Origin of the sequence: Bacilliculturomica massiliensis (assembly GCF_900605495.1) — a bacterium.
Classification (GTDB): Bacteria; Bacillota; Clostridia; order Peptostreptococcales; family Anaerovoracaceae; genus Bacilliculturomica; species Bacilliculturomica massiliensis.
The window spans coordinates 1,988,620-2,003,764 of the sequence record NZ_LR027603.1 but is presented as its reverse complement, the minus strand read 5'-3'; the positions used below and the strand labels follow the sequence as shown (position 1 = coordinate 2,003,764).

At 56.9% G+C, this 15,145-nt stretch carries 15 protein-coding genes and 1 other RNA gene; 9 read left to right on the top strand and 7 right to left on the bottom strand.

What is annotated here, in order from left to right:
- Nucleotides 1-69 precede the first annotated feature (69 nt).
- From E0E37_RS18185 to E0E37_RS18170, 4 genes are all read right to left on the bottom strand, one after another.
- The gene (locus E0E37_RS18185) at nucleotides 70-2,022 is read right to left on the bottom strand and encodes an ABC transporter permease (protein WP_130864384.1); all 1,953 of its coding nucleotides are present in this window, start codon (nucleotides 2,020-2,022) and stop codon (nucleotides 70-72) included.
- Entirely contained in the window at nucleotides 2,009-2,767 is a 759-nt protein-coding gene (locus E0E37_RS18180) for an ABC transporter ATP-binding protein (protein WP_130864383.1), read from the bottom strand. Before E0E37_RS18180 ends, E0E37_RS18185 begins: the two co-directional genes overlap by 14 nt.
- Before the next feature lie 128 nt (nucleotides 2,768-2,895).
- Nucleotides 2,896-3,909 (bottom strand): sensor histidine kinase, encoded by a 1,014-nt coding sequence (locus E0E37_RS18175; protein WP_130864382.1) that lies wholly within the window; start codon nucleotides 3,907-3,909, stop codon nucleotides 2,896-2,898.
- Nucleotides 3,906-4,571, bottom strand: coding sequence for a response regulator transcription factor (locus E0E37_RS18170; RefSeq protein WP_130864381.1), 666 nt, complete (start codon nucleotides 4,569-4,571; stop codon nucleotides 3,906-3,908). Before E0E37_RS18170 ends, E0E37_RS18175 begins: the two co-directional genes overlap by 4 nt.
- A gap of 208 nt (nucleotides 4,572-4,779) precedes the next feature.
- Between E0E37_RS18170 and E0E37_RS18165 the strand changes: the two genes are divergently transcribed.
- The 9 genes from E0E37_RS18165 to E0E37_RS18130 all read left to right on the top strand — a co-directional run bounded on the left by E0E37_RS18165 (nucleotide 4,780) and on the right by E0E37_RS18130 (nucleotide 12,686).
- Complete coding sequence (locus E0E37_RS18165; RefSeq protein WP_130864380.1) at nucleotides 4,780-6,204, top strand: MFS transporter; 1,425 nt, start codon at nucleotides 4,780-4,782, stop codon at nucleotides 6,202-6,204.
- A 110-nt stretch (nucleotides 6,205-6,314) separates the two neighbouring features.
- The gene (locus E0E37_RS18160; RefSeq protein WP_130864379.1) at nucleotides 6,315-7,592 is read left to right on the top strand and encodes an adenosylhomocysteinase; all 1,278 of its coding nucleotides are present in this window, start codon (nucleotides 6,315-6,317) and stop codon (nucleotides 7,590-7,592) included.
- Between the two features lie 340 nt (nucleotides 7,593-7,932).
- Nucleotides 7,933-8,032: signal recognition particle sRNA small type (ffs, locus tag E0E37_RS18155), an RNA gene on the top strand.
- A 105-nt stretch (nucleotides 8,033-8,137) separates the two neighbouring features.
- Nucleotides 8,138-9,784: a DNA polymerase III subunit gamma/tau gene (gene dnaX / locus E0E37_RS18150; protein ID WP_130864378.1), complete on the top strand. Its 1,647-nt coding sequence runs from the start codon at nucleotides 8,138-8,140 to the stop codon at nucleotides 9,782-9,784.
- 44 nt (nucleotides 9,785-9,828) lie between these two features.
- Entirely contained in the window at nucleotides 9,829-10,053 is a 225-nt protein-coding gene (locus E0E37_RS18635; protein ID WP_165445445.1) for a hypothetical protein, read from the top strand.
- A 78-nt stretch (nucleotides 10,054-10,131) separates the two neighbouring features.
- Nucleotides 10,132-10,488: a YbaB/EbfC family nucleoid-associated protein gene (locus E0E37_RS18145; RefSeq protein ID WP_130864377.1), complete on the top strand. Its 357-nt coding sequence runs from the start codon at nucleotides 10,132-10,134 to the stop codon at nucleotides 10,486-10,488.
- A 5-nt stretch (nucleotides 10,489-10,493) separates the two neighbouring features.
- The gene (gene recR, locus E0E37_RS18140) at nucleotides 10,494-11,093 is read left to right on the top strand and encodes a recombination mediator RecR (protein WP_130864376.1); all 600 of its coding nucleotides are present in this window, start codon (nucleotides 10,494-10,496) and stop codon (nucleotides 11,091-11,093) included.
- Nucleotides 11,093-11,491 carry a GIY-YIG nuclease family protein gene (locus E0E37_RS18135; protein ID WP_330548602.1) on the top strand — a complete coding sequence of 133 codons (399 nt, stop codon included), beginning with the start codon at nucleotides 11,093-11,095 and terminating at the stop codon, nucleotides 11,489-11,491. Before recR ends, E0E37_RS18135 begins: the two co-directional genes overlap by 1 nt.
- A 514-nt stretch (nucleotides 11,492-12,005) precedes the next feature.
- Nucleotides 12,006-12,686: a M23 family metallopeptidase gene (locus tag E0E37_RS18130; protein ID WP_165445444.1), complete on the top strand. Its 681-nt coding sequence runs from the start codon at nucleotides 12,006-12,008 to the stop codon at nucleotides 12,684-12,686.
- 91 nt (nucleotides 12,687-12,777) lie between these two features.
- Here the strand turns inward: E0E37_RS18130 and E0E37_RS18125 are convergent, their stop codons facing one another.
- From E0E37_RS18125 to E0E37_RS18115, 3 genes are read right to left on the bottom strand one after another with little or no spacing between them, the layout of a single operon-like run.
- The gene (locus tag E0E37_RS18125; RefSeq protein WP_130864374.1) at nucleotides 12,778-13,512 is read right to left on the bottom strand and encodes an amino acid ABC transporter ATP-binding protein; all 735 of its coding nucleotides are present in this window, start codon (nucleotides 13,510-13,512) and stop codon (nucleotides 12,778-12,780) included.
- 22 nt (nucleotides 13,513-13,534) lie between these two features.
- Nucleotides 13,535-14,287 carry an SDR family NAD(P)-dependent oxidoreductase gene (locus E0E37_RS18120; RefSeq protein ID WP_130864373.1) on the bottom strand — a complete coding sequence of 251 codons (753 nt, stop codon included), beginning with the start codon at nucleotides 14,285-14,287 and terminating at the stop codon, nucleotides 13,535-13,537.
- Nucleotides 14,275-15,144 carry a polysaccharide deacetylase family protein gene (locus E0E37_RS18115; RefSeq protein ID WP_130864372.1) on the bottom strand — a complete coding sequence of 290 codons (870 nt, stop codon included), beginning with the start codon at nucleotides 15,142-15,144 and terminating at the stop codon, nucleotides 14,275-14,277. The genes E0E37_RS18120 and E0E37_RS18115 overlap by 13 nt, the downstream gene beginning before the upstream one ends.
- Nucleotide 15,145 lies beyond the last annotated feature (1 nt).

Below are 15,145 nucleotides of genomic sequence, written 5' to 3'. Positions count from 1 at the left end.
ATAAGAAAAAGAGAATCGGGGCCGGGCGGCAGGACAGGGATCTTCCGCCCGGTTTTTTGTTGCTGTTCTCTAGCCGTACGGTTCCGGCAGCACATTCCGTTTCAGGCTGGCGTACGCCGTCAGGATATACACCAGATAGATGGAGAAAAACGATCCCAGCGCCGACCCGGTGGTCATTAGAAGATGCGCCGGTCCCGAAAGCGTACCGGGATCGAAGGCGCCTCCCAGGGACAGAATGAAGGGGATGCCGATGAACAGCGGAGGCAGAGCGGGCATTATATAGAATATGGCAAACTGCCGGAACAGGACCTGTTTCATTTCGCGGCGGTCCATTCCAAGTTTACGGAGCAGTTCAAATTGACGCCGGTAACGGTCTGATTCGCTGAGCTGCTGAATGGTCAGGATGGTCGCCGCCACCATGGTGAGCACCAGGGCCAGATAATACAGGGGAAAGACGATGACCGCATACATGGAGGCGCTTTCAGCCTCTGCTGCAGCCTTGGAAAAAAGCGTGTCATAACTTCCGCCCGCCGTATCCTTTTCATCCCGTATTTGGCAGAGGGCCTGAAATTGGCCGGCGCTCACCGGCTCGTCGGTCATGGCGGCGTAGATGCTGTGGCTGACCGGGCAGGAGACCAGGACTTCATCAGGCACGACGAGAATGAATCCCCGGCCGTTGCCGTCCCACAGAGACTGAGTGAAACTTTCTGTGCTGACTCCTGCCGGAGCCAGAGTATGTCTGTTCACTGACAGCGGCAGGGAATACTCCTTCAGGATCTTGGCCAGATAGGGCATGCAGTGGACGCGGTACTGGCCGGGGCCGAGGGAGATCTCCGGATAGCCAAGCATAGAGCGCAGGGCGGCGTAGTCGCTGGCTTTCATCAATGTGTCATAATCAAAACAGCTCCAGTAGTCGGCGGCTGCACCGATATGATCGGTGACCTGCTGATCCTCGCCCTGATAGATATCATACCGCATGGATTCCCGCACAGAGATATTCCGGTCAATATAGGCTAAATAATCCTCAAAGTGATCTTCCTCCAGGCTGCTGGAGGCGATGAACAGATCGTAGCAGGTGGTCTGCTCGCTGCGGCTCTGAAACAAGGCGTTAAACAGCATACCAGAGCCCTCTGAGATCAGGGTGGCGGTAAACAGCAGGGAGATGGTGGCCATGACCACGCCCATGGTGGCCAGTTTGGCCGACAGAGTCCGGAATATGAGCAGCACGCCGTTCTTGTATTTCTTTTCCGGACGTTTTTCAAAGTAGGAGGGAACGCCGGAGGAAAAACTGATAAAAAAGCCGTACAGGAAAAAGATGATCAAGGCTGCGCCTAAAATCCCCGCAGGCAGATGGCGGAGAAGAAGCAGAAGGGTCCCGATCAGGCCGGAGAGGATGGAAGCGATAAAGATCTTCTGCCGGCCCCGCTTTTTCCGGATGACTTCTCTTTCGTTCTGGCGGTCATAAGCGATCAGGCCGCAGATCTTCATGGACTGAATGCGCCTGTGACATCGGAACAGGGCAAACAGATAGATCAGCGCAAAATAAAACAGCGTCAGTCCCACCGCCTTGAGAGAAAAAGAAAATCCGAAGACGTAGGGGACGTGAAACAGAGATAGCGTGACGGCCCGCAGGGCTTGAAAGAGTAGATTGCCCAGAACCGTTCCCAGGGCCAGGGCCGCCGTCCCCACAGCCAGGTTCTCCAGAAAAAAGAGTCCGGCGACCTGACGGTGTTCAAGGCCGATCAGGATATAGGTGCCCAGCTCCCGGCTGCGTCTTGCCAGCATGAAGGCGGTGGTGTACTGGACCAGCCATCCCACGATACAGACTACGACTATGCTTGTGAGAACGATCACCAGAGGCAGGCTGTCCATCATGGTTCCCAGTCTGCGGAGCTCCCGGGAGAAGACCAGACCGTTGAAGGCGTAGACCAGAGCCGCCGCCATGATGATCGTGACGAAATAGACCAGATAGTCTCTGGCCTGACGCCGGGCGTTTCGCAGGGACAGCTTAGATAACGTCACTGATATCACCCCCCAGAAGGGCCAGCACGTCCAGAATCTCGTGGTAGAAGACCGGACGTGTGCGGTCCGCCCGGATCAGCTCGTTAAACAGCCTGCCGTCCTTCAGAAAGAGTACCCGTGACGCGTAGCTGGCGCTGTATGCGTCGTGGGTGACCATGAGGATGGTAGCCCCCATATCCCGGTTCATCCGCGTCATGATCTCCAGTAGGTTTTTCGAAGCGCCGGAGTCCAGGGCGCCGGTGGGTTCGTCAGCAAGGATCAGGGACTGCCCCGCCACCATGGCCCGGGCGCACGCCGCCCGCTGTTTCTGTCCGCCGGACACCTGATAGGGGAATTTGTCCAGCGTCTCCTGAATGCCCAGCTGCTCCGCCGCTTCCCGCACTTTCGTTTTCACGGTCTGCGGGTCCGCGTGGTTGATGGTGAGGGCGAGACCGATGTTTTCCTCCAGCGTGAGAGTATCCAGCAGGTTGAAATCCTGAAACACAAAGCCCAGCCGTTCCCTGCGGAAACGGGCCAGCTGGCGATCGGACAGTTCCGCGATGTTTTCTCCGTCCAGCAGTATGCGGCCGGCGCTGACTGTGTCGATGGTGGAAATACAGTTGAGCAGAGTGGTTTTTCCACTGCCCGAGGCCCCCATGATGGAGATAAATTCCCCCTTCGCCACATCAAAGCTGATGCGGTCCAGAGCTTTTGTGACGTTATTTCTGCTCCCGTAATATTTTTCTATGTTTTCTACATGCAGCATTTCGATGCCTCCTTTTGTATCATCCATATTGACAGGGCCCGCAAAATGTATGCATCCCTGCCGGCTGCGGATAATAAAAGGATACATCAGAGGCAAGACGGCAGGTATCGAACTGCCATGATCTTATCTTACATTTTTGAAAGGTCTTCTTTTGCAGGAAAGGTCAACGTCACGCTTGTGCTGCGGCCTTCGCGGGACCGGATCTGAAGATCGACGGCGAGAAAGCCGGCCAGCCTGCGGCAGAGATACAGCCCCATTCCGGTGGAACCGCCGCGGGACCTGCCGTTTGCGCCGGTGAAACCGCGTTCAAAGACACGGGAGAGGTCACGCGGCGGGATGCCGATTCCGTTGTCGCAGACGGTGAGCTGGACCTGACGGCCCAGAGGACAGGCGGACAGCGTGATGGCCGGGTCCTGGCCGCGGCGGTAGCGAACGGCGTTTTGCAGCAGCTGCCCCACCATGAAGCTGACCCATTTATCATCGGTATATACAGTCTGGCAGAGGTCTTTCGTCTCGATGTGCACGCCGCTTTGGATGAGGAGCGCCCGGTGGCGATCCAGGGCCTGAGACACGATATCATCCAAACTGATCTGGCGGATGATAAAGTCTTTTTCAGGACTCTCGGCTCTTGCATAAAACAGGGCGCGCTCCACGTGATCGTCGATGGCCGCCAATTCCCGGGAGAGCCGGCGTCTGATGTCCGGATCTGTCTGTCTGCAGATGAGCTGCGCCGCCGTGATGGGCGTCTTTATCTCGTGGACCCAGCTTTCGATGTATTCGCGATAGTCGCGCTGGGAAGCCTGCGCGTCGGACACTGCTTCGATCATTGCCTTACCCGACCTGCGCATCAGATCAAACGATCTGCGCTGGAAGATCCCGCGGGGCCTTGGCACGCATTCGGCGAACAGATATTTTCGATCCAGTCCGTCCATGATGGCGTTCAGCTCCCGCAGATAGGCGCGGAGCCGGAGGTAATCCCATACGTGGACCGTGAGCAGCACCAGCGCCCAGGCCAGGAAGACGATGACCAGCACGCCGCTTTCCGTACCCGACGCCAGCAGAAAGACGCCGGTGGCGGCCATGACGATCAGGTGGAGAAGGAGACCGCCCAGCCGATCGGACAGAAATTCGCCGGGGCTCACAGCTGATACCCCAGACCGCGGCGGGTCTTGATATAATCGGGCAGCCCCAGGGCTTCCAGCTTTGAGCGCAGGCGGGTCATATTGACGCTCAGCGTGTTATCGTCGATGTAAATGCGGCTGTCCCAAAGAGCTTCGATCAGGTCCTCCCGTGAGACGATCTCCCCGGGGCGGTCCATCAGCCGGACCAGGATCCTGAGCTCGTTTCTGGTCAGCTCTGCTGTTTTGGAACCGAAGGAGGCGGTCCCTCTGGTGAGACTGACGCTGAGTTTCCCGGCTGTCAGAATATCCGCGTCCGCAGAGCTCTCGCTGCGCCGCAGGACGGCTTTGACACGGGCCAGCAGAACGAGCATATTGTAGGGCTTTGTAATGTAATCGTCGCCGCCCAGACTCAGCGCCTGAAGTTCGTCCATGGCGGAATCCCGGCTGGTGACGAATATGATCGGGGCGCCGGAGTTTCTGCGGATGTCAGCGCACAGAGAGAATCCGTCCCGCCCCGGCAGCCCCAGGTCCAGGAGGATCAGGTCCGGATCCGCGTCTGTCACCTGCTCCGGGACATTTACAAATTCGGTAACCGTCAGCGCCCGGTAGCCCTCGTTTCCGAGCAGGAGAGCCAGTTCTTCCCGGATCGCGGGATCGTCTTCAATGATCATGATTTTTTGCATGCGATTTCCCCCTCTGTCTGTTTATCTCTATCTCATCTATCTTAGCACGGGGGGCTGGAAACTGTCTACCGAAGACAAACACAGAGTTTTATTGGGAGTCGGCCGGGGAATACTGACAGAGAGACGATTATGCACTATAATATCAGAGGATGAAGAAGGAGTCTTACCGGCGCCCGAACAGGCGCTGAGGAGGAGTGGGATCGTTAATATGGAATACAAGTGGAAAATATTTTATATCACTGGGATCGCAAATCTGGTCTGCGCGTATGCGGTGAACAGTATCAATCTGGCGCTGCCTGTCCTGGCGGAGGAATTTGGGACCGACGTGGGGGGCGTCAGCTGGCTGTCGCTGGTCTACGCGGTGGTGCCTACCTGTACGCTGCTGCTCTTTGGCAGGCTGGCGGATCTGAAGGGGTACCGGAATCAATTCATTCTGGGATTCCTTTTCTTCGGAGCTGTGTCGCTGCTGCTGCCGCTGCTGTCGAAGACGCTTCCCGTGCTGATCTTTTTCCGGTCGCTGCAGGGATTGGGATACAGCATGATCATATCCATTACCCAGGGGATGGTCAGCCGTACTTTTCCGCCGGAGGAAAGAGGCATGGCGCTGGGGATCAACACGGTCTTCGTCTCCGTAGGTCTGGCGGCCGGGCCGTCGGTGGGAGGAATTCTGCTTTCCGCCTTCGACTGGCAGGCCATGTTTTATATAGCCGTTCCATTCTGCCTGCTGGGAGCGCTGCTGACGTGGAAAATAATGAAGGATGACAGGCCCACCCAGGCAGGGACTGAGCAGGCAGGCGCTGAGCGGGGGGAAGCGGCCATGGACTGGGCGGGCGCCGCTTTTTTTGCCGTGTTTGTGGGCGCGCTCATCGTGGCGGTCAACCGGGGAGGCGACTGGGGCGTCCTGTCGCCGGCGTTTTCCGCGTGTCTCATATTATCGGCGGCGGCGCTGACCGGTTTTATCCTGCGGGAGAGATCGGCGGAAGCGCCTATGATGCAGCTGGCGCTTTTCCGCAGCAGAGGGTTTACGCTGAGCAATATCACCAGCATGCTTTCCTACATGAGTCAGCAGCTTACCACCTTTCTCACGCCGTTCTTTCTGATCAATGTGCTGAGTCTGCAGGAAAGCGTATCCGGCATGGTGATGCTGGCTACGCCGCTGACTATGATGGCGTGCTCCGCAGCCGGCGGAAGGATGAAGGATAAGTTCGGCTTTCAGCTGCCTGCGGGTCTGGGACTTCTCATCATCGCCATGGGGTGTTTTCTGATGAGCCGTCTGAGCGCGGGATCGTCCACAGCTTACGTCGCAGGGTGTCTGATCTGTTTTGGGGTGGGAAACGGCCTCAGCGTTCCGGCGGTAAACGCCTCCATATTCGATTTTGTTCCCCGGGAGCACTCCGGCGCGGCCTCCGGCATGGTGGCCACCATGCGCAATCTGGGGCAGGCGCTGGGCGTAGCCTTTGCCGGGGCGGTGATCGCGCTGCGGCAGCCGGTCTACCTGGCCGGCGGCCTGTCCGGAACGGCCGCATATTTGCCCGCCCAGCGGGACGCCTTTTATTTTGGAATATTTGTGGCGTTTTCCGCGCTGCTGTGCGTTTACAGCACAAAAGAACGGGGAAGAAACAGGAGGACATGACCGGCGGCGCATTGTGCAAACGGCGCAGATGTGCTATACTTACCCTCAGATGAAGCGAAGAGTGAAACCGGCGGAAAGACAGTGATTTTCGGCCGGTATGGAGGTAGAAAATGAAACAGAACGAGATCAGAGACATGAACCTTGCTCCCTCGGGGAGACAGAAAATCGAATGGGTGAGAAACAATATGCCCCTTCTGCGCGGTCTGGAGGAGCAGTTCAAACGGGAACGTCCCTTCGATGGCGTGCGCATTTCCCTTTCTGTCCATCTGGAGGCGAAGACGGCGTACCTGTGCGAGGTACTGGCAGCCGGAGGAGCGGATATGTCGGTGACGGGAAGCAATGTGTTATCCACACAGGACGACGTGGCCGCCGCTCTGGCTGCTACCGGCATGCACGTCTATGCATACCACGCCGCAACACAGGAAGAATACGACCGCCACATTGAGATGGCGCTGGTCCACGGCGAGGACGCCTCGGGGAAAGAATTGGGACCCAATATCGTGATCGACGACGGCAGCGATCTGATCAACATGCTGCACAACAAGCGGACCGACCTTCTGTCCGACGTGTGGGGCGGCTGTGAGGAGACCACCACGGGAGTCATCCGGCTGAAGGCGATGGAAGCGGACGGAGCGCTGAAGGTGCCCATGGTGGCGGTCAACGACGCCAAGTGCAAGCACATGTTCGATAATCGCTACGGCACCGGCCAGTCGGTCTGGGACAGCATCATGCGCAATACCAACCTGATCGTAGCCGGCAAAGAAGTGGTCGTGGCCGGATACGGATGGTGCTCGAAGGGCATAGCCATGCGGGCCAAGGCGCTTGGCGCCAGAGTCATCGTCACGGAAGTGGACCCCGTAGCGGCGGTGGAAGCGGTGATGGACGGATTTGAAGTTATGACCATGGAACAGGCGGCGCCCAGAGGCGATATTTTCGTCAGCGCCACCGGCTGCAATCAGGTCATCACCGTGGATCACATGCTGTTGATGAAAGACCGCGCGATCCTGGCCAACGCGGGCCATTTCAACGTGGAGATCGATATGATCGAACTGGAGCGGCGCGCAGTGGAAAAGAAAGAGACAAGAAAAAATATCATGGGCTACAAGCTGGAAAACGGCAAGTGGATCAATGTGATCGCCGAGGGAAGGCTGGTCAACATCGCGGCGGCGGACGGACACCCGGCGGAGATCATGGATATGAGCTTTGCGGTGCAGTGTCTCAGCGCCATGTACATTCTGGAAAATCATGAAAAACTGGAAAATAAGGTGATCGACGTATCGGAGGAGATCGACCTGCTGATCGCCCGGCGCAAGCTGGACGCCTGGGGCATCGCCATCGACAGGCTGACGCCTGTCCAGGAAAAATACCTGCACAGCTGGAATCTGTAGGGCCGGCTTGTGATCAGTATAGAATGCAGCTGCCGTGGGAGCGTCCCGCGGCAGTTTTGATTAGGATCTGAACACCGGCCTACACAGCTGGCGCGTGGCGGAAACCGCCGGAAATACCGCTTTTACCGCGGCGGCCGCCGCGGGATCACACTTCTGACGGCCTCCGAGCCGGGAAAGGCTCGGAGGTCGTTTTTTCGTTTTTTACCAGCCGTCAAATGGCGCAAGTGCGTATTGACTTTTGATCTGAAACCAAATATAATATAAAGGCTGATACATCGGAAACGATGGCAGCATTATATAAGAACAACAGCATTGTCCTGTAGCAGCTTCGTTGGTGGTGGCTTGGGTCCTGCGCAATAAGAATCTGTGAACCTCGTCAGGTCCGGAAGGAAGCAGCGATAAGCGGAATCTCTTATGTGCCGCAGATACGCCTTTTCCACATATCGGCGAGGCTGCTACAGGACAATTTTTTTAGTCTGATGAAACCTTTCGGCTGAGGGTTTCCGCATTGCAGAGATCCCCGAAGGGGGAGGGAAGGAACGGGCATGTATCAGGCGCTTTACAGGAGATTCCGGCCGGAGACCTTCGATGAGGTCCTGGGGCAGGAACACATCGTTAAAATTTTAAAAAATCAGATCAATTCCGATACCACCGGACATGCTTATCTGTTCTGCGGGACCAGAGGCACGGGAAAAACGTCTACCGCGCGGCTTCTGGCGAAGGGCGTCAACTGTCTGGCTCCGGAAGGAGGCCGTCCCTGCGGCGTGTGCGCCAACTGTAAAAGCATTACGGAGGGCGGTTTTATGGACGTGGTGGAGATCGACGCGGCGTCCAACAACGGAGTGGAAAATATCCGGGAGCTGCGGGAGAGCGTGAAGTATCCGCCGGTGACGGGACGGTGCAAGGTATATATCGTGGACGAGGTACATATGCTGTCCACCGGGGCCTTCAACGCGCTGCTGAAGACGCTGGAGGAGCCGCCGGAGAACGTAATGTTCATTTTGGCCACCACAGAGGTGCAGAAACTGCCCGCCACCATTCTTTCCAGGTGTCTGAGGCTGGATTTTCACCGCATTCCGGAAACGCAGCTGCGAAATGGGATGAAAGAGATCTGCCGGTCTATCGGCGTGGAGATATCCGACAGCGCCCTGGGGCTGATCGCGGCCAACGCGGACGGTTCCGCCAGAGACGGACTGAGTCTGCTGGATCAGTGTATTTCCGGCGGAGAGAAAAAGGTCAGCCGCGAGGACGTGCTGACGCTCCTGGGTACGTCAGGTGAAGAAGTTTTTATTGAACTTACCGATTTCATTCATACCCAGCAGGTGGCGGAAGCGTTGCTTCTGGTGGACAGGGTGCTCTCCGACGGGAAGGACGTCCGCCAGTTCATGCGTGACTGGATCACGCATTTCCGCGGCCTGCTGATGACGAAATTTATAAAGAATCCCGAAGATATGCTGAATATGTCCACAGAGAATGTGGAACGGATCCGCACGCAGAGCGAAAGACTGGATCTGCCGGTGATCAACGACAGTATTTTGGAACTGTCGAAGACGCTGGCCGACGCCAAGTGGTCCACGCAGCCCCGGATCCTGCTGGAACTGGCCATCGTCCGCATGGGCGCGGGGAACTTTGGAGGCGCTCCCGGATCCGCCGGCTTCAGCACGGGAGTAAACGGCGGGGCGGCAGCGCGCCGCCAGACGGCGAGACCGGCGGTCCCACAGGCCCCGTCCGGTGGGGGTAAAAGACAAGGTCCATTCTTCCTGCCTGGGGCGGCGCTGGCGGGGGAAAAAATGAAGGGTTGCAGGGCCACCCAAGCAGGGGGCGGGGCGGCAGGGGGTGGGCGAGACCGGCGGTCCCACAGGCCCCGTCCGGCTCCAGTCTGCGGTCTGCGCCGGCCGGCATTTTGGAAAACGGCCCCGGTTCAGGAAGATCGACGGGATCATCTGCGGCGTTGGATCGCATTGGTCAGGCGGAAAGCGCAGGAGCCGGTCATGAGACGGCCGGATCGCCGGAGAGCGGAGGGGACCCGGCGCTGGAGCAGGCCGAAAATACCGCGGGGACGAGTATGCCCGCAGCGGAGGCCGGACCGGGACCGGAAACAGGATCTGGGCCGGAAACGGCATCGGAGCCGGAAGCCGATCTGGACCTCGACGAGCTGTGGCACCGGGTCTTTGAGGACGGGGAGGCGCTGAAGGGCAGCTTCAATCTGCTGCGCCGGGGAACGGCGCTGGTTGAGGTGAGCGGCGAGACTTTCACGGTGGAGGTGGGCAACGACATGATGGAGCACTTCGCCAAAGAAAACCGGGATGAGCTGGAAGCCTTCATGGAAAGGCGCACCGGGAAGAGAAGGCGGTTGGTGGTCCGTTATCCTAAGGCCGATCAGGAACAGGAGAGCGATAAAGCGCAGCGGCTGGCGGAGGACATGGGCAAAAAGCTGGGCCTCAATATCGAAGTCAGGTAAAAAGGCGGACGTCATTGAAATGTTATGGAGCCGGCGCGGATATCCGGCGAGAATAGAGAACAGAAAAGGAGAATCGGAATGGGAAAAGGAATGAGGGCCGGTAAAAAGCCGGGCGGCGGCGGAGCGGGCAGCATGCAGAAGCAGCTGGCTCAGGTACAGGCTATGCAAAGAAGGATGGAAGAACTTCAGGCGGAGCTTGAGGAGAAGGAAGTGGAAGCCACGGCCGGAGGCGGAGCGGTGAGCATTACTGTAAACGGCAAGAAGGAGATCTGCAAGATCGCCATCAAGCCGGAAGTGGTGGATCCCGACGACGTGGAGATGCTGCAGGATCTGATCATGGTCGCGGCTAATGAAGCCATGCGCCAGATCGAGGAACTCTCGCAGAGCGAGATGGGCAAGCTCACAGGCGGTCTCTCTATCCCGGGACTGATGTAAAAGATATGAAGTACTATGCCAAGCCGCTTACCAGGCTGATCAACGAACTGTCCAAGCTGCCCGGGATCGGAGGCAAGAGCGCACAGCGCCTGGCTTTTCACATCCTGTCGCTGGAGGATCAGGAAGCCTTTGATCTGGCAGAGGCCATCGTCGATGCGAAAAAGAATATGAAGTATTGCTCGGTGTGCGGAAATCTGACGGATGTGGATCCCTGCAGTTACTGCAGCGATCAGACCAGAGAGAAAGGCGTGATCTGCGTGGTGGAAAGCCCCAGAGACGTCAGCGCCATGGAGCGGATCAAGGAGTTTCACGGGCAGTACCATGTCCTTCACGGGGCCATCTCCCCCATGGACGGTATCGGACCCGAGGATATCAATCTGAAGCAGCTGATCGTCCGGCTTCAGGAAAACGACATCAAAGAAGTGATACTGGCCACCAACCCCAACATCGAAGGGGAGGCTACGGCCATGTACATCTCCCGCCTGATCAAACCCGCGGGTATTAAGGTCACGCGGATCGCCCACGGTATTCCCGTGGGAGGAGATCTGGAATACGCCGATGAAGTGACGCTGTCGAAGGCCATGGAAGGCCGGCGGGAGCTGTAATGGAACGGATGAAGAAGACCGGCGGCAGGGAGATACAGCATTCTGTACCGGAGCCAGAGAGGGAGAATGAATTGCAGGCCTGTCCGGCGCCTGATGAAGACGGGAATTACGTCTACATTCTACAGTGCCGGGACGGAAGCCTGTATACCGGCTGGACCACGGATCTGCCGGCGCGGCTTGCCGCTCACAACGGCGCTGCAGGCGCGGCGAAGGGAGCGAAATGCACCAGAGGCAGGCGTCCGGTCAGACTGGTGTACTTTGAGGCGCACGCCACGAAGTCGGAGGCAATGTCCAGAGAGGCGGGGATCAAACGGCTGAGCAGAGCTCAAAAGCTGAAGCTGATCCACGGCGGCGGACAGGGGCAGAAGACCGGGGCGGATGACGTCCCCCGCAGATGACAGAGAAATATGCTGTGAATGGCAGTGAAGAGAAAAGCCGCGCGGTGCAATCATAGAGATTGCGCCGCGCGGCTTTGATCTTCACGCTGTTTTGTCGGCGTCACGCTGGGTCCTGAAGGTCACCGGCCGCGTTTATCTGATCTGCGGCGTTACGGTGCGGACGCATTCCGGCGGCTGATAAAACATCAATAGTTGTTTCTCGATTTAGCCATGCCGATGGCGCCGAAGACGATGGCCACAGTGCCGGCCACAGTGGAGACGATCCCAAGAATGAAACCCAGCCTTGCAAATAACTTCATTTTATCACCTCCGTATCTCGTGTATTTCTGTTGAAACGCCGCGCCTGCAAAGGCTGACGGCTCTTTATTTCCATCATACGCTAAATGGACGGGCGCGTCAAACAAAATATGGCGACAGATTACGCGGCGGGCGGGCTCTGTAAAGGCTGTCTGCCCGCTGTCCCTGTGACGAAATCGCCTTTGCCGCATAAACTGAAAGGGAGGAGGTGACGCTTTTGAACATTGAAAGCAGTATCAAGTTCCACAGCCTCCCGGTGGACGCGCCCCTGAGGATCACCAGTCCCTTTGGCCAAAGGGATACGGGAATACCGGGAGCCACCACGTATCATTCGGGAATCGATCTGGGACGGGATATCTACAAGCCGGAAACCAGGATCCTCGCCGTGGCGCCGGGCACCGTCGCAGAATCCTATTGGAACGATTACAGGGGCTGGGTTAGCGTGATCCAACACAGAGATTACAGGACCCTGTCTCAGCATATGAAGTATAAAGGTCTGTCTGCGGGTACGAAGGTAGAGACCGGTCAGGTGATCGGTATCATGGGAAACAGCAGCGATCCGGATAAGCTGAAAGTGGCGGTGCATCTGCACTTTGAACTGCAATTCGGCGGCGTTCCCATCGATCCGGAACCATACCTGAAAAACGTTCAGGAGGAGGAATACGATTTGACAGAAACAGAAGTGCGGGCCATCGTTCGGGATGAGCTGGAAAGGCTTGAGATATTCACTAACGGAGGAAGCCGGCCCTCTGACTGGGCCGCCGGCTTTTGGAAGTGGGGAACGGAAAATGGAATAACGGACGGAAGCAATCCCAGGGGGCTCTGCACCCGGGAACAGACCGTGACCATGCTGAAAAAGCTGTACGATCTGATCGGAAGCGAATCGGCCGTGGAGTAAAAATGTGATGTAGAATACAGACCGCCGGAATCCGCGGGCATATGCCCGAACGATGAGGATACCGGCGGTTTTCGGTTTTTTGAAGAGCGCCCTATAGCATTTTCTTCAGAAATTCTTTGGCCCGCGCTGATTTTGGATCAGAAAAGAATTCTTCCGGCGGACAGTTGTCCAGAATCCTTCCGTCGTCCATAAAAACAATGCGGTCGGAAATCTCACGGGCAAATCCCATCTCGTGAGTGACCAGAAGCATGGTGATACCTGTATCGGCCAGCCCCTTGATGACTTCCAGTACTTCAGAGACCATTTCAGGGTCAAGGGCCGAGGTGGGTTCATCGAAGAGTATGACCTCCGGATCCATGGCCAAGGCTCTGGCGATGGCCACCCGCTGCTGCTGCCCTCCGGAAAGCATAGCTGGATAACTGGAGGACTTATCCTCCAGCCCGACGCGTTTCAACAGCCGCATACAGTTTTCCCTGACCTGATCACGAGGTTGTTTTTTGACGGTGACCGGCGCGTACTCCATGTTTTTTAGAACAGTAAAGTTTTGAAATAAATTAAAGTTCTGAAATACCATGCCGACTCTTTGCCTGGCGGACTGGGCGGCTTCCACAGAAGCCGTAATATCGGTACCATCCACCAGGATCTGCCCTGAATTTGGCTGTTCCAGCAGGTTAATGCAGCGCAGGAGCGTGGATTTTCCGGAGCCGGAGGGACCGATAACAGCGAGAATTTCCCCTTTTTTAACTTCGAGGTCGACACCTTTAAGTACTTCCAGGGCTCCGAAGGATTTGTGAAGGTCCTTGACCTGTATTGTTGCATCGCTCATAAATATCCCCGCTTTCTCATGTCTATCGTTTGCCGCCGTTGGGAGAGAGGACCTGCCCGGTCACATAAGCGGAAGCATCGGAGACCAGATATAGCACCATATCGGCAATGTCCTTCGGCTGAGCGATCCGGCCCATGGGGATCAGCTTCAGTTCCTCCTGCCAGTCGGAATCATAGTCGTAAAAAGTAGTTGCCGGTGTGAGCGTGGTGGGAACGGCAATGCAGTTCACGTTGATCCCCAGCGGCGCCAGCTCCTTGGCCAGTGATTTTGTAAAGCCGAAGAGACCGGCCTTTGCAGCAGAATAATGAGCGAGGAAAAGCATACCGCCGATCCCGCCGCCGGAGCTGATGTTAACGATTTTTCCGTATTTTTGACGGCGCATATGGGGGACAGCTTCCCGGCAGAAATTGAAGGGTCCTTTCAGATCCACATCCATCATGCGGTTCCATTCCGCGTCGGTGAGTTCATCGGTGGCGTGGCAATCGCTTCCGATCCCGGCGTTGTTGATCAGGATATCCAATCGCCCGAACTCCTTGATGGCAGTGTCCGTGGCCTGCTTGATCTCAGCAGGAGACGTGACGTCGCAGCGGCAGAAAATGGCACTTCCACCGAGGGCAGTTATTTTTTCTGCCGCATCCTTGCCTTCCCGTTCTTTTATATCGCAGATTACGACGTGGACGCCGAAAGCGGCCAGTTCTTCCGCTACGGCAAGACCGATGCCCTGTGCGCCGCCGGTGACAACGGCTGTTTTACCTGTGAGATTCAAATAATCCATGTTTCTACCTCCTTGTTTGAAAGATGATCGTATATTTCCCGGCCGGTGGCAAACCAGGCATTTCCTTTTTCCGCGATATAGTCCAGAAGAGCCTCCAGCATATAGATTTTTCCCTGTGCCCCGATGCACTGAGGATCTAACTGTAAGACGAAACAGGCGCCTGATCTGCAGTGACCGTCATATTCCCATTTCCAGTTCTCCAGCACTCTGTCGCTGCAGGAGACCCGGGGCTGGCCCAGAGGAAGAGGAGGCCAGAAGTGGAAAGAGAAGTAGGGCAGATCATACAGTGCCCAGTGGACAGGGATCTCAAATAGAGTGTCGGCACTATGGCCGGAACCCGCTAGGACCGTGCGGAAGGGAACGTCACTGCAGGAAAGAGAGCTGGAATAGTAAAAACCCAGTTTTTTTACAGCACGCAGAGTGTCCGTCGTGATCTCGCCTTCAGGAGCGCGAAATCCAACAGGGTTATCCCCGCAGATTGTTCCAATGGCGTCCCGGCCGCGGCGGATGGCTTCCAATTGCGCGTCGGGGGAAAGACGCGCCAAGTGTTCATGTGAGAAACCATGGCATCCGATCTCATGACCTGCAGCAGCAACGGAGCGCAGTTCTTCCGGATAGCGCAGAGCTATGGCGCCGGGGACGAAAAAGGTAGCGTTGAGCCGATAGCGGACCAGCAGTTTCAGCAGGCGCGGAAGTCCGATCTCCATTCCAGTCTGTCCCATGCGGCAGAAATTTTGTACATTTTCTACTTCCAGATCAGGGTCGAAGACCCTGGGAAAATATTCTGCATCCAGATTGACGGAGATCATGACTGCGCATTCGGCTCCGCCGGGCCATTGTGTCTTTTTGATAAACATA